Source organism: Fictibacillus phosphorivorans (assembly GCF_001629705.1).
GTDB lineage: Bacteria > Bacillota > Bacilli > Bacillales > Fictibacillaceae > Fictibacillus > Fictibacillus phosphorivorans_A.
Genome location: NZ_CP015378.1, coordinates 3,916,155 through 3,930,184 on the forward strand (window position 1 = coordinate 3,916,155; position 14,030 = coordinate 3,930,184).

Sequence of the window (14,030 nt, forward strand, 5' to 3'; positions counted from 1 at the left end):
CAATCTTCATTTACAAGTTTTGCTCCACTGACTGATACAGGCCATCCACTGCATAAAATAGAGAGATGAAATGCTTGAAGGGGTGAACAGCATGGACAGTTTTCAGCCTCCTGTTTTGGTTCGAACGCTCACGTATGCACCTGGCAATATTAAGATCTATTACCCGCAGATTGAAGGCAAGATCAATCCTCGTATTCAGCAGCAAGTGAATCGAAGGATCGTTCAGATCAACGAACAGCTCGCGAATTATCAGAACCCAGAAGCTCGTCCTGGCATGTATGGAGAGTTTGCTGTTAAAACAAACGAAAAGAGCATATTGAGCATCGGTTTTTTAAATTTTGCTTATACACCCATGGCCGCTCATGGCATGACGTATATCAAATCAGAGACGTGGGATCTATCTACAGGGAAAACGTATCAGTTAAAAGATCTGTTTAAACCCGGAAGTAACTATGTAGAAGTGATCAACCATCATATTAAAGAACAGCTTAAATCAAGGCAGATCGATACACTCGAACCTTTTAAAAGCATCCGGCCAGATCAAGACTTCTATATCGCAGATAAGTCGCTCGTGATCTATTTTCAACTTTATGAAATCACCGCTTATGTATATGGATTTCCCATGTTTCCTATCTCTGTTTTTGATTTTCAGGATATCATTGACGAGAACGGACCACTTGGTAAAATGGCGGTGAATGGCTTATAATTCTAACTCAAATGAATACTAAGTCATGAAAAAACTGCACCTCCAATCGTTAGTGGTGCCTAAAAATTGAGGTGCAGATCATTTTGAGTATCGCTGTTTTGTTTATTATCCATTTATATATAAAACGAAATAGTTTTTAAAAAGCTACTAAAAAAACTTCGAATAAATACGTTACGATATAAGCCTTATTTTTTTGACACATACAACTTTTTATCTTGATCAACCGTTGCTAAATACACAGCCTCAATACAATCCACTTGATGTGTCTTCAGGTTTTCTTTTAGCCACATCAAATCTACGTTTGCTGTTTTAAGATTCTCTTCAAAAAGTTTCCCATCATTTATTACCACTAACGGGATGTTAACTGGAGAAACTGCGGTTTTCATATCTGACGCTGTAACTGGATCGTGTGTACTGTATTTCATGATGCTCAGCTGACCGTTCGGCTCCAACATGCAATACCTCACTTCGGATATATCAAAAACTTTTCTAATCCTAAGCTCAGCTAACAAGAGATCAATATTCATAAAGTGTTTTCTTAAATGTTTCCTAACGATTTTCCCATCATCAATAAGCAACAAGGGTTTGCCGTTAAAAAAATGGGCAAAAGACCTGCTCTTTAAAGAAATCATACTGAGTGCGGTATGCCAGAAGAAAAGCGTTAATATAGGGGTGATCGTCCTTGTAAAAGTCACATCCCCTTCTAATAAAGGAGATACAGTAAGGGCTCCTAATATCCAGATCAACGCAAAGTCAAAGGTCGTCATTTGGCTAAAGGACCTTTTCGTTACTAACCTTCCAACCAAGAAGACGATTACCCCTACAAGAATTGTTCGAATAACATACCCCATCAATGTAATGTCTTTTAATTCACCAAAAACTTGAGGCATGTTAAACCTCCTGCCGGTTTATGTAAAGTGTTTTCTCAGGAGTTAGAATCCCAACGAATACATCATTTATCGCTTGAATATTAAGTATTTGTAACTGCTCGTTTAACCAATCATGGTCGAGGTTGTTTTTCTTTAGCACCCGCTGATCTACTTTCCCTTCATAGATTAAAAGCTGAGACAGTTCATTTGGAGTCGTTGGTATACCTAAAGAAGATTTAGTTACGGGCTGGTCTTTATTGTCGATGGCAACACTAAAATCACCAGTTGTTTCTGCTACTAGAAACTTCACTTTTTCAAGATTAAAAGCATCTTTCACTCGTAAAATGGAAAATACATTATCAAGGGTTAGCCTTGTTTTCTTTAAATTTCCCTTTATGATTTTACCGTTTTTTACGATAATCGTAGGTGTTTGCGATACAATCGACGGTAGCTTAAGGTACCCGTAGTAAGTAAAACACAGCATAAAAATGGTATAAACAATGATTATTGCAAAAGCATCGATCGGTCTTGAATCAGGAACTACGATTCGAGTAGCTGAAATGTGACTGATTCCAGCTGCCATGATGAAATTATAAGGAGTTGTAATAGCATTCTGCTTAAAACCCATTGCTTTATCAGATGCGAATAACAAAAAATAGAGCAAGGAAGTTCTAAAGACTTGTTCAATAACACTTAAATCTTCTGCTTCAAATAAAACATGTTTCAATTCCATATTTCATCTTCCTTTATTGGTGACCGATTAAATTTATAACTACAGGTTAAACTTCCCAATCTCCCTAATAATTATTTGATAACGATAAAAAACCCCGATTTCCACAATAGGATATCAGGGTTTTTGCATGTTAATTTTAGTTTACACCAATCGCATCATACGATTTTTTAACTGCCGCTACTTCTGGAGATGTTGCTCCATAAAGGTCAGATGCTGATTGAACAAGAGCCGCTCTTGCTTGGCTGAAGTTTGAAGAAGCTGTTAAGTACACTGTGTTTGCTCGGTAGTAGATCGCTCCTACTTTTTGGTTGCCGATCGCAGGAACCGTTACACCATAATGCGTTCCACCGACTGCTAGCAAGTATGCCGCTTTGTTGATGATACCGCTGTTGATGTGCACCCCGCCATTGTCCCCTGTTCCTGTGTAGCGAACGGAGTAATGATCAGGATCTTGATATTTCGTCGGGTCACTCATCGAACGAAGCGCGTCATTCGGTGTTCCTGGTGTGTAGATATCTTCTCCAATTTCATAGTCCGGATTGTTATTTTCATGATGCTCGACTAGCGTGCCGAAAATATCGGACATCGCTTCGTTCAACGCACCTGATTCGTTTTGATAGATCAGATCAGATGAAAAATCTGTTACAGCATGTGTTAATTCATGTGCGACTACATCTAATCCGCCAGACAGGGACACGAACGTCGTGCCATCGCCATCACCATAGACCATCTGCTGTCCGTTCCAAAACGCGTTGTTGTAATTACGACCGTAGTGAACCGTTGATTTTAATGCTGCTCCTTTATTGTCATACGAGTTGCGGTTGAAAACTTCTTTATAATAATCGTACGTTGCACCTGCATAATAGTGAGCATCTACTGCTGCTCTGTCATAAGTCGCGTTCAGCTTGTTATCCGCGTCTGCCCATAATGTGCCAGGAAGCTGCTGACGGTTCTTCGCATCGTATGTAAATACGCCGTTTCCTCGCGTGTTATCCTGCAAATAATACGAACCGTTCGATAATAATGTGTTCAGTGATTTCGTATCGCCAAGTACACCCGTTCCTGTACCAATCGCATTCGTCCCTACTAATGTTCCTTTACCCGTTGGCGGCGCTTTTGGGTCTCCATGCGCTTCATCCAAGTCGTTGTAAGAATTCAGGATCTTGCCTGTTACAGCATCTACAAAGTAATTATAGTTACCTGGTTCAGGCGATAAGAAGTTTAAATTCACCAAATATGCATAGTTCGCTTTATCTCCATTTGTATATACAACAAGTTCAGATGTAGGATCTGCTTCATATTCAGGTGTGAAACCGAGATTTTTAACCGCAACGGTCACTGCTTTTGCAGCTGTGATCTTTTTGGCAAAGCCTAACCCAGGTTTACTTTGAAGATTAGGAGTAACTGTTCCAGAAAACACAACGAGCTCTCCCTTTTCGTTAACATGTGCTACTTGCGTGGAGCCCCAAACAGGAACGCCTTTATAAGTTTGTTGGATGCGTACGAGTTGTCTGCCTAACTCATCTTTTGTAACAGACTTAACTTCAAACGACTCTTCCGCTTTTTGAGAACCTAATTTGAATGTTTTCGATTCTTTCTGAAGATAGTTGAAAACCACTTCTTTTGCTGATTTTGAAGACGCCTCAGACAGTTTTCCAGAGACGAACGATGGTGTACCCGTTAAACTGTTCATCTTTTTAGTTGATAAAACATTAACTGGTGCCTCCGCTGATGCTTGTCCTGCTGCAAACGGACTTACTGCAAGTCCAAGTGCCAATCCCCATACTGATAATTGCTTTTTCATCCCTTCCCAATCCCCTTTGCTTCATGAATTTTAAAGCCAGTGGATTTATAATAGCACCTTTCGTTTTATTTTCAAACTATTCTTAAAATTTTGATTAATTCGTACTAAAAGTAAAAATTTACAACAAAAAACAGGTATTAAGAACTGTTTTTTTGTGTTCGTTCGAGTTTAAAGACAAAATTTCACCATTAAAAAAAGCTGGCTTCAGAAGCCAGCTTTTACAGCTATTTCGATTTCCGACCTTTAATAAAATTTAAAACAAATACGATCAATGCAATTACGAGTAAAATATGAATGATACCGCCAGCGACTTTAAAAATAACACCTAATAACCAAAGTACGACTAATATTCCGATAATGGTCCAAAGCATGAGTTCGACATCCCTTCTATAAATAAAAAAGTATAAGTATACGGTTTAGATTTCCCGAATACGCTTTGAATTAAACGGATGGTGCCTCTAAAATCTTGGATGTCGGTGGAAATCCATCATTTTCAGGTGGTTATTTATGAATCTAAGGTGGTAAGAGGATGCGTACAGGTGGAACGACACACTTTTCAGGTGCTCATTACCTCTTTACCGGTGAACGTGTAACAAATATAAAAACACGTACCGTAAAACATAAAACGCTAACTAAAAACAGAAAAACCCTTCCTCAAAACGAGAAAGGGTTTCATAAGTTAAAATTATGCTAAATTACTTTTTAATGATTGCTCTTCTTTTGCAGGTGTTGTTTTCACATCTTCGTTTACACGCTCGATGTCAGCACCTAATGCAGCCAATTTCCCAGTGAAATCAACGTATCCGCGGTCGATGTGCTTCAGTTCAGTTACACGCGTGTAACCATCAGCGACAAGCCCAGCAAGTACCAAAGCTGCACCTGCGCGAAGGTCAGTTGAAGCAACCTCAGCACCTTGCAGATTTACAGGTCCGTTGATTACAGAAGAACGGCCTTCGATTTTAATATCACCATTCATGCGGCGGAATTCTTCCACGTGCATGAAACGGTTTTCGAATACAGTTTCCGTGATTACGCTTGTTCCGTTTGCACGAAGCAATAGCGCCATCATTTGTGACTGAAGATCAGTCGGGAATCCTGGGTGAGGCATTGTTTTGATATCAACAGGTTTTAATTCACGAGGTCCACGAACACGAAGTCCGTTTCCTTCTTCTTGAATTTGTACACCCATCTCTTCCATTTTTGCGATTAAAGGACGTAGGTGTTCTGCGATAGCATTTTCAACTAAAACATCACCTTGTGTAATAGCTGCAGCTACCATATACGTACCCGCTTCGATACGGTCTGGAACTACTGTATGCTCAGCACCAACAAGTTCTTCTGCTCCGACAATGCGGATCGTACCTGTTCCTGCACCAATTACTGTAGCACCCATCGCGTTCAAGTAGTTAGCTAGACATACGATTTCAGGTTCTTTTGCAGCGTTTTCGATGATAGTGGTACCTTCAGCAAGTGTTGCAGCCATCATGATGTTCTCAGTAGCTCCTACACTTGGGAAGTCTAAATAAATCTTCGCACCTTGCAAGCGGCCATCAATTTTTGCTTCGATAAATCCGTTCCCGATCTTTACAGTGGCACCCATCGCTTCGAATCCTTTAAGATGCTGATCGATCGGACGAGATCCAATCGCGCAACCTCCTGGAAGTGCGATACGAGACAATCCAACGCGAGCAAGCAATGGTCCCATTACTAGGAATGATGCTCTCATTTTACGGACATACTCAAATGGTGCTTCTGTTTTCAACTCGCTTGTAGCATCAACAGCAATTTCACCGTTTTCAAATGCTACATCAATATTTAAATAACGTAATACTTCGTTAATCGTAAACACATCAGCTAGACTCGGCACATCTTTAATTGTGCTTTTGCCTTTACTTGCTAAAATGGATGCTGCGATGACAGGAAGTACGGCATTCTTAGCTCCTTCAACTCGAACAGAGCCTTCTAACCGCCTACCACCACGGACAATGATTTTTTCCAACGATATTCCCCTCCGCGTCCAATTTGTATATTAATATTCAGACGTAATTATTGGTGTGCCAATTGTGACAGTTGTTCCGCTGCCCAATCCTTCAGATCGTAATGCAACCTGAAGATTCATTTTATGTTGATGACCGGTATAAATCGCTTGTTCCCACTGCTCAGTATATGCAGAAAGCGACACAAACGTCTCTTCTTTAAGTTCCTCGACAGGAACACCAGAAAAGGCGCGTACCAATTCATTTGCTTGCGAATACAAATCAACCACCATTTTATCACCGTATGTACCGGTAACACAAGAGAAAATTTTGGGATTTCCTCCAATTGATTGTTCAACACGGCTATCGATCAGGTTCTGGATTTCTTTCCAATTTTGATTTGCATTTACAAGTCCTTCAACCGCATAAATAAAATACGATGCAGATTGTTCTTTTTGGGGGTATGTAATGACGGTTATTTTCTCTCTAACCCCGATATCATTACGCTCAAATAGTCCGGTCATTTTATAATGCCCGGGTTCATCTTCTGTTACCGCCCAGTTAAATTCAGGATAATTTCGTTTAAGCTCTTCTGCTTTTTTTACATACCCTAGTCCTTTAGATGTAAAACCTGTTTGACCACGAAAATACATAGTCCATTTGTCAGGCGTTGCTCCGCTGTCTTTTAGAACGTCTATTATATGTGTAACTTCGTTTGTTTTTTCATCTGTTTTTGCATATCCAGAAGTAATCATAACTAATAGCAAAATCGCTGTAATCGTCATCGTCCATTTTTTCATTCCCCAGCACATCCTCTCTATTTCTCATTGTTGCCAATGAAACAGAGGATATCCGTGGAAGTTGTAGTCATATTCCGACAAATCCATACTCTAATAAAGGCTGTGGAATCATCCAAATAGCTGACTAAGATTCTTGGAATACTGTAGATACTTTAGAAAAAAATCGCTCGCTATGCTGGCTAAGCTGATCACTAGAAGTATGTATAACACTCTAGCTTGCATGACCTTCCCTTTTTTGATCCATTTATCAAAATGTATGGCCTGCAATGCCCACCAAGAAATCACGAGAAACAATAGATGTACGATGATATGTAACAAAGCTTGTTGTCCGATTGGAATCATTTAAAAAGTCTGACCTCCTTATTACATATTTCGACATCTTAAGCATACGTCTTTCTCAATCATTTTGATAGATACTTTTTCCCTAGTAAGGGGTTATGAAAGCCTTTTCTTTTAATATGTTCAAAAATTTGTAACGACTAATAAATGTAAGTCCAGAAAGATAGTCGTTTCACTATGATTAGACGATTTAAAACCGCAGAAGTTACGGTAGTTTTGACTCATTTTTTTGGATTTTTTCAGGAAAGTGAGCGTTATTGTAAGAAAGTTGTTGATTTTCCGTTTCAGATGCTCGCTTTCCGCGGGGCAGGCGGTGGCTAGCTCGAATGTTCGCTCTCTAACTGCTATCCACTGATACAAGGCGGGGTATTCATAAGGATAATTCAAGAAGTTCTTCAATTAATTCTAGAAATTCCTGAATTAATACGGCGAGTTTTTGATATAATCCAGCGAATTTTAAGCATATATCGGCGAATCTTCAAAAATCGACACTCTTGATTACCGAATACCCCCTTAAGAAAAACTAAAAAGCCCACCAACCTCCTTTTAGAAGAAGGTTGATGGACTATCATTTGAGCTCAACGATCAATGATCATGTGTATGAACTTCGGTTTCGATCTGCATGAAGAATTCGTTCACATCAAAGTTTCCGTAAAAGAAATCGAGGGCGAGATCTGGCATGACCCCTAAGATAAGAATCGATGCTGTACAGAATGCGAGTACGGCAGCCATTCCTCCTGGGATTGAAACCTTACTCCCTTCACTATCGCGGAAAAACATGATCGCAATGATATTGAAGTAATACACGTACGACACGAGCGTGGTTGCCATCATAACAGCGGCAAGCCAATAATGTGCAGGATCCAGTCCGAGCGCGCCCATGAAGATTCCAAACTTCCCGATAAATCCTGCAGTGATCGGAATACCGGCAAGAGAAAGAACAAAGAACGTCATCGGTACCGCGAGCCATGGAGACCTTCGGAATAACCCACGGAAAATCCCGATATCAGTGGAACCTTCTTGACTACTTAACAGCTGAATGACCGTAAACGCCCCAATATTCATAAACAAGTATGCTAAAAGATAGAACCAGATGAGTTCGAACACCAATGACGAATTTGAAACGAACGGCACTAAAATGTAACCCGCTTGTGCGATAGATGAATAAGCAAACATCCTTTTTATGTTCCGTTGCCGAAGCGCCGTAACGTTACCAATGATCATGGTTGCCGCTGCTAATACCATCACATACGGCTGAACTTGCAGCAGGATCGGTTCCTTATCGATTCCTGGAGCTGCGATGAAACAAATGATAATTACCCGCAGCAAGATCACAAAGCCTGCTGTTTTGGATACGACACTCAAGAAAGCCGTAACCGGAACAGGTGCCCCTTCATAAACATCTGGAGCCCACATGTGAAGTGGAGCGGCCGCGATCTTAAACGTTAGTCCTGCAAACGTGATGATGAAGGCGAAAACAATCAGAAAGCTGTGCTCTAAAAGTTCAAGGTTCCCCATGTTCTCTGCAATCTTGAACAGGTTCGTCTCCCCTGTCAGTCCGAAAATGTAACTCATTCCAAAAAGCGTGATAGCGGTCGCAATTCCGCCAGACACGATATACTTAAACGCTGATTCATTGCTTCTTTTATTGCGCCTCTCGAGTCCTGCCATTACATAGGAAGAAAGAGAGAGAAGTTCAAGGCCCACAAACAATGTGATCAAGTCAGCGCTCGACGCCATCATCATGGCTCCTAATAAAGCGGCAAGAAGCAGATAATAGAATTCTCCTCGGTTTTCCTCCAGATCTTCTTTTTTATAATTAGAAGAAAGAACAATCACTAATAAGGTTCCTAACAAAAGCAGAATCTTGAAAGCTTTCGAGAACGAGTCAAGTCTGTACGTATCATACAGAATGGAAGTGACTTCAATATCAAGCTGCATAAAGATGGAGATGAGAGCAGCAAGTACACCTGCTCCAGCAAGCCAGGCTAGAGGCTTCCGGCTCGATTCTTTTTTCATAAAAAGGTCGATAACAGATAAGAGAGTCGCAACACCTAAGATAATAAATTCAGGAAGCATGACGCTCCAATGAAACGATAATAAAGTATCTAGATCCATGATTTAGCCCCCTAACCCTAGCAGAATGCTATCTAATGTTGGACGGAGCATATCACTTAACCATGCAGGATAGATGCCGATGAACAAAATCGCTGCAAGCAAGATAAACGCCGGAATACGTTCTGTTGATGAAAGATCATATGCGTTCGATAGTTCTTTTTCAGTTCCAAACGTGATCGCCAACACTGCACGCAACACATAGACTGCTGTTAAAATCAGCCCTAGTGTTCCTACAGCTGCTAACACAGGCATTGTCTCAAACAATCCTAAAAACGCCATGAACTCACTGATAAAACCTGACATTCCCGGAAGCCCTAATGATGCGAGTCCCCCTGCGAGCATAACTCCTGCAAAGATCGGCATTCTTTTAGCGACTCCACCAAAGTCTTTTAACTGAGAGGAACCTTCACGTTCGTAAAGAACACCTACTAAAAAGAACAACAGAGCTGATATCAATCCATGAGAAACAACTTGGAACACGGCACCCGTCATACCCGCTTCGTTCAGTGCGGCGAGCCCGATCAGAACGATTCCCATATGCGAAACAGATGAATATGCTAATACCCGTTTCAGATCACGTTGTGTGAGGGCTAAGAACGCTCCATAAAGGAGGTTGACCACACCGAACAATCCGATGATAAAAGCAAGAGATTTAAACTGATCCGGAAACAGCCCTGCTCCAAAAACGATCAAGCCGTACGCCCCAATTTTCAAAAGAATTCCTGAGTGAAGCATAACAATCGGCGGTGGCGCCTGAACGTGGACCCTCACCATCCAAGAGTGAAGCGGTGCGACCGGTAGCTTGACGGCAAATGCAACAAGCAGTGCGATCAGCATCCCCATCTTAAAATTCTTCGTGATGTTCATATCACTCAGTTCAGATTGCGGAAGCGAGAATGTATAAGCTAACTGCTCAAAATTCATCGTTCCGGTCTTCATAAACATCGCTACGAACGCGATCAGAAGAATGGCTGAACCGACACCGTTATAGATCAAAAAACTGTACGCAGCTTTTTCTCTTTCAAGATAACCCCAGCGTCCGATGAGGAAGAACATCGGAATGAGCGTGATCTCAAAGAAAATAAAGAACAAAAATAAATTTTGTGCGGCGAATACGCCAATCATGCCCATCTCGAGCAAGAAGAACAAAATGAAATAACTTTTCCAATCCTTTTTGATCGAAAAGGATGCAATGGCAGCAAGGACACTCACTACCGTTGTTAATAAAATGAGAATCATCGATAAGCCGTTAACGCCGACTTCATAAAAGATCGGATAGCTCACATCACCGTTCGATTGAAAGACTTCATAAGAAACCCACTGAAACTTCTCAGCTAGTTGGAGACCTTTACTCGACGTGTTAAATGCAGACAACGTTACAAGTGCCGTCCCTAGCGGAAATAGCGTACCTAAGATCCCAATCCATTTGATCGATTTCTCATCTTGAGACGGAGTAAAGATTAAAACCAAAACGCCTAACAACGGGGAAAGAATTAAGATCGATAGAAGCCATGTGTTCATGTGAAGTACCCCCCTGTTAATGCGACAATCAGCAATAAAATCACGATGCCAAAGATGGCGAATGTTCCGTAAGATTGAACCTGCCCGTTTTGAAGGCGCGATCCTAGCTTACTGAGCCCTTGAACACCACTCACAACAGCTGCCACGAGTCCGTCCACGATATATCTATCAAACAGGACGCCAAGTTTGCTCAAACTTTTCGTTCCTTTAACGAAAGTTGCGTCATACCCTTCATCAACGTACCACTTGTTGTAGATCACGTTGCTGAGCCCTGGCAAAGAACGTGTAATCCAATCGCGGGAAAGTGCTCCTTTTTGATAGATTAGATAAGCTAGACCGATTCCTAAAAGAGATGCGGTTGTCGCAACAATTGGAATCCAGCTTGGGCCGTGATGATCTCCATGCGCTAGTTCAACCGGACCTCCTGCTAAGTAATCCGTTAAAAACGTACCGAACCACGCTGTGTTCAGATAACCAGCTACGACTGCCAAAACACCTAAAACAATCATAGGAAGCGTCATGACACTTGGTGATTCAAGTACGCCACCTTGATCACCGCGCGGTTTTCCGGTAAACACAAGGAAAAATAGACGGAACATATAAAACGCCGTCATAAAGGCTGCAACGACTGCCAGCCAGAACAATCCGTAACGGCCATCTGCATACGTACTGGCTAGTATCTCGTCTTTTGAAAAGAAACCGGATAGAAGCGGAACTCCTGATATAGCTAGAGCACCGATTAAAAAGAGAGGCCCTGTCAGCCGGAGCTTTTTCCAAAGTCCGCCCATCTCATCGATGTTTTGTGTATGTACAGCATGAATTACGCTTCCTGCCGCTAAAAACAATAACGCTTTAAAGAATGCATGCGTTGTTAAGTGAAAGATCCCTGCCACATAACCGGATGCGCCAAGTGCAAGCATCATGTAACCCAACTGGCTGACCGTTGAGTAAGCTAACACGCGTTTGATGTCTTTTTGCATAAGTCCGATCGAAGCGGCAAAGATTGCCGTGACTCCCCCTACTACAGCAACGACCGTTAGTGCCGTTTCTGAAGCTTGGAAGAGCGGATACATCGCAGCGACCAAGTAAACACCTGCCGCAACCATCGTTGCCGCATGAATAAGTGCCGATACCGGTGTTGGACCTTCCATCGCGTCCGGAAGCCACGTATGAAGAGGCAGCTGACCTGATTTTCCGATCGCTCCTACAAAGATACATAGTGCGGTGAGCGTGAGCATGCCAGAAGATATATCACCATTTCGGACAGAAGCAAAAATTTCGTCATATTCAAAACTACCAACCTGCCAAAATAGCAAGACCATTCCAATAAAAAGACCAACGTCCCCGATTCGGGTCATCACAAATGCCTTTTTCGCAGCGGCTTTTGCTTCTGGTTTAAAATAGTAGAATCCAATCAATAAGAACGAACCAAGTCCAACAAGCTCCCAAAACATATAGAGCTGTAATAGATTCGGAGATAGAACGAGTCCGAGCATCGCAAATGAAAACAATCCTAAATACGCAAAGAACACGGGAAATCGTTCATCGCCATGCATGTAACCTTTTGAATAAAGGTGTACAAGAAAACTGACGAGTGAAACGATCACAAGCATAAGAGCGTTCAGCGGATTGACTTCATATCCCATCGTGATGGCTCGCTCACCGATCTCAAACCAAGTGCTTTCAACTTTAATTCCGTCTCCTTGCCACACCGCGATCCAAACCCCGAGAGATAGAATGAGCGATAATCCGGTAAAGAGCACACCGATCCATGCGGTGCCCTCACTTTTTGATTTTCTAAAAATCAGCAATAAAACGAAGGATAAAAGCGGGAACAACGGTATAAGCCAACTATTCTGCAACATAATCGTCCATCTCCTTCCTTATCGCTTCATCGTATCCATCTCATCCACGTTGACCGTCTGTCTGTTTCGGTACAGCGCTATGAGAATCGCAAGTCCAACTGCCGCTTCTGCCGCAGCAACCGTAATCGTAAACAGCGAAAAAATCTGACCTGTTAATCCAGGATTTATAGAATATTTGGCAAATGCCACGAGATTAATATTTACAGCATTCAGCATCAATTCGATCGAAATCAGTACGATGACCGCATTCCGTTTCGTTAATGCGCCAAACAAACCGATGCAGAACAAGATCAAGGCAAGCGTCAAGTAAGCTGCTAAAGGAACAGAGCTCATTTTTTTGCCTCCTTTTCATCGTCATCCCGCTTTGCCAGAATGATAGAACCGATCAAGGCAACAAGCAGCAAGACAGAAGTTAACTCAAACGGAATCACATAATGCGAATACAGTTCGATTCCGATCTTTTTCGTATTATCGATGTGAAGCTCTGCGTTCTGCTGACCAAAATCAAGGTCTTTGATCTTACCGTACATGATTAAAAAGAAAAGTCCGATCGCAAGCCCGGTTAAGATGACTTTCAACCGTGGTGCACGTTTCTCTTTTTCCTGATGACGTGTGAGCATGATCCCAAACAACATGATGATCGTGATCGCGCCTGAGTAGATCAGCACCTGCACGACGGCAACGAACTCTGCTGATAGTGTGATGTAGATTCCTGCAATGGCAATGAACGTAAAGATAAGAGCAACAACCATATGAACGACATTTGATAGGTTAATAAGAAGAACGCCGCCGGCAATGGCTGTTAAGGCGAGAAAGAAAAATGCGATCATTTCACCGGTCATGCTTTGTTCTCCTTTCTAACATTCTCGTCGTTCTCATCGAGCCACTCGAGGTTTTTAAAAAGTTCATCTCGGCTGTATTCAGCAAGTTCGAACTGATTCGTCATGACGATCGCTTCAGTCGGACAGACCTCTGTACACAGGTCGCATAGTATACAGATTTCAAAGTTGATGTCGTACGTATCAATGATCTTCCCTTTTTTCGCAGGATCGGGATGCGGTTTACCTGTTAACTGGATGCAGTCGGTCGGGCAGATCTGCGCGCATTGGTTACAGACGATGCATTTTTCGGGATAGAACTTTTGGATGCCGCGGAAACGGTCAGGCATCTGGATCGGCACGTCTGGATAGCTTGTGGTGACGTTTTGTTTTGTTAGGTTTTTGACGGTATAGCTTAAACCTTTTACAAGACCTTTCATCCTGAGATCACGCTCCTTATGCGTTGGTCTTTCGATTGTTA

The 14,030-nt window shown here is 42.0% G+C and carries 14 protein-coding genes; 1 reads left to right on the forward strand and 13 read right to left on the reverse strand.

The window, feature by feature from the left end; translation table 11 throughout:
• Nucleotides 1-91 precede the first annotated feature (91 nt).
• Nucleotides 92-706 carry a DUF3298 and DUF4163 domain-containing protein gene (locus ABE65_RS19875; RefSeq protein WP_066398858.1) on the forward strand — a complete coding sequence of 205 codons (615 nt, stop codon included), beginning with the start codon at nt 92-94 and terminating at the stop codon, nt 704-706.
• Between the two features lie 185 nt (nt 707-891).
• Here ABE65_RS19875 and ABE65_RS19880 read toward each other — a convergent pair whose 3' ends face one another.
• From ABE65_RS19880 to nuoI, 13 genes are all read right to left on the reverse strand, one after another.
• Nucleotides 892-1,596 (reverse strand): YetF domain-containing protein, encoded by a 705-nt coding sequence (locus ABE65_RS19880; RefSeq protein WP_066398859.1) that lies wholly within the window; start codon nt 1,594-1,596, stop codon nt 892-894.
• A 1-nt stretch (nt 1,597) separates the two neighbouring features.
• A complete protein-coding gene (locus ABE65_RS19885; RefSeq protein WP_066398861.1) occupies nt 1,598-2,308 on the reverse strand; it encodes a DUF421 domain-containing protein in 711 nt (236 codons plus the stop codon).
• Between the two features lie 136 nt (nt 2,309-2,444).
• Nucleotides 2,445-4,112: a M4 family metallopeptidase gene (locus ABE65_RS19890; protein WP_066398867.1), complete on the reverse strand. Its 1,668-nt coding sequence runs from the start codon at nt 4,110-4,112 to the stop codon at nt 2,445-2,447.
• Nucleotides 4,113-4,336: 224 nt separating this feature from the next.
• A complete protein-coding gene (locus tag ABE65_RS21990) occupies nt 4,337-4,483 on the reverse strand; it encodes a lmo0937 family membrane protein (RefSeq protein WP_137791095.1) in 147 nt (48 codons plus the stop codon).
• Between the two features lie 314 nt (nt 4,484-4,797).
• Nucleotides 4,798-6,111 carry a UDP-N-acetylglucosamine 1-carboxyvinyltransferase gene (murA, locus tag ABE65_RS19895; protein ID WP_066398868.1) on the reverse strand — a complete coding sequence of 438 codons (1,314 nt, stop codon included), beginning with the start codon at nt 6,109-6,111 and terminating at the stop codon, nt 4,798-4,800.
• Between the two features lie 30 nt (nt 6,112-6,141).
• On the reverse strand, nt 6,142-6,888 hold the full coding sequence (locus ABE65_RS19900; RefSeq protein ID WP_066398870.1) for a YwmB family TATA-box binding protein: 747 nt from the start codon (nt 6,886-6,888) through the stop codon (nt 6,142-6,144).
• Between the two features lie 108 nt (nt 6,889-6,996).
• Entirely contained in the window at nt 6,997-7,230 is a 234-nt protein-coding gene (locus tag ABE65_RS19905) for a DUF1146 family protein (RefSeq protein ID WP_066398875.1), read from the reverse strand.
• Between the two features lie 582 nt (nt 7,231-7,812).
• Complete coding sequence (nuoN, locus tag ABE65_RS19910) at nt 7,813-9,345, reverse strand: NADH-quinone oxidoreductase subunit NuoN (protein WP_066398879.1); 1,533 nt, start codon at nt 9,343-9,345, stop codon at nt 7,813-7,815.
• Nucleotides 9,346-9,348: 3 nt separating this feature from the next.
• Complete coding sequence (locus ABE65_RS19915) at nt 9,349-10,866, reverse strand: complex I subunit 4 family protein (protein WP_066398884.1); 1,518 nt, start codon at nt 10,864-10,866, stop codon at nt 9,349-9,351.
• The gene (gene nuoL, locus ABE65_RS19920) at nt 10,863-12,731 is read right to left on the reverse strand and encodes an NADH-quinone oxidoreductase subunit L (protein WP_066398887.1); all 1,869 of its coding nucleotides are present in this window, start codon (nt 12,729-12,731) and stop codon (nt 10,863-10,865) included. The genes ABE65_RS19915 and nuoL overlap by 4 nt, the downstream gene beginning before the upstream one ends.
• A gap of 18 nt (nt 12,732-12,749) precedes the next feature.
• Entirely contained in the window at nt 12,750-13,064 is a 315-nt protein-coding gene (gene nuoK / locus ABE65_RS19925; RefSeq protein ID WP_066398890.1) for an NADH-quinone oxidoreductase subunit NuoK, read from the reverse strand.
• Nucleotides 13,061-13,573 (reverse strand): NADH-quinone oxidoreductase subunit J, encoded by a 513-nt coding sequence (locus ABE65_RS19930; RefSeq protein ID WP_066398893.1) that lies wholly within the window; start codon nt 13,571-13,573, stop codon nt 13,061-13,063. Before ABE65_RS19930 ends, nuoK begins: the two co-directional genes overlap by 4 nt.
• Nucleotides 13,570-13,989, reverse strand: coding sequence for an NADH-quinone oxidoreductase subunit NuoI (gene nuoI, locus ABE65_RS19935; protein WP_066244809.1), 420 nt, complete (start codon nt 13,987-13,989; stop codon nt 13,570-13,572). The genes ABE65_RS19930 and nuoI overlap by 4 nt, the downstream gene beginning before the upstream one ends.
• Nucleotides 13,990-14,030 lie beyond the last annotated feature (41 nt).

Excerpts from the sequence above, each read along its gene's own strand:
- ABE65_RS19875 (WP_066398858.1), top strand. The coding sequence starts at position 92 with ATGGACAGTTTTCAGCCTCCTGTTTTGGTTCGAACGCTCACGTATGCA.
- ABE65_RS19880 (WP_066398859.1), bottom strand. The coding sequence starts at position 1,596 with ATGCCTCAAGTTTTTGGTGAATTAAAAGACATTACATTGATGGGGTAT.
- ABE65_RS19885 (WP_066398861.1), bottom strand. The coding sequence starts at position 2,308 with ATGGAATTGAAACATGTTTTATTTGAAGCAGAAGATTTAAGTGTTATT.
- ABE65_RS19890 (WP_066398867.1), bottom strand. The coding sequence starts at position 4,112 with ATGAAAAAGCAATTATCAGTATGGGGATTGGCACTTGGACTTGCAGTA.
- ABE65_RS21990 (WP_137791095.1), bottom strand. The coding sequence starts at position 4,483 with ATGCTTTGGACCATTATCGGAATATTAGTCGTACTTTGGTTATTAGGT.
- ABE65_RS19900 (WP_066398870.1), bottom strand. The coding sequence starts at position 6,888 with ATGAAAAAATGGACGATGACGATTACAGCGATTTTGCTATTAGTTATG.
- ABE65_RS19905 (WP_066398875.1), bottom strand. The coding sequence starts at position 7,230 with ATGATTCCAATCGGACAACAAGCTTTGTTACATATCATCGTACATCTA.
- nuoN (WP_066398879.1), bottom strand. The coding sequence starts at position 9,345 with ATGGATCTAGATACTTTATTATCGTTTCATTGGAGCGTCATGCTTCCT.
- ABE65_RS19915 (WP_066398884.1), bottom strand. The coding sequence starts at position 10,866 with ATGAACACATGGCTTCTATCGATCTTAATTCTTTCCCCGTTGTTAGGC.
- nuoL (WP_066398887.1), bottom strand. The coding sequence starts at position 12,731 with ATGTTGCAGAATAGTTGGCTTATACCGTTGTTCCCGCTTTTATCCTTC.
- nuoK (WP_066398890.1), bottom strand. The coding sequence starts at position 13,064 with ATGAGCTCTGTTCCTTTAGCAGCTTACTTGACGCTTGCCTTGATCTTG.
- ABE65_RS19930 (WP_066398893.1), bottom strand. The coding sequence starts at position 13,573 with ATGACCGGTGAAATGATCGCATTTTTCTTTCTCGCCTTAACAGCCATT.
- nuoI (WP_066244809.1), bottom strand. The coding sequence starts at position 13,989 with ATGAAAGGTCTTGTAAAAGGTTTAAGCTATACCGTCAAAAACCTAACA.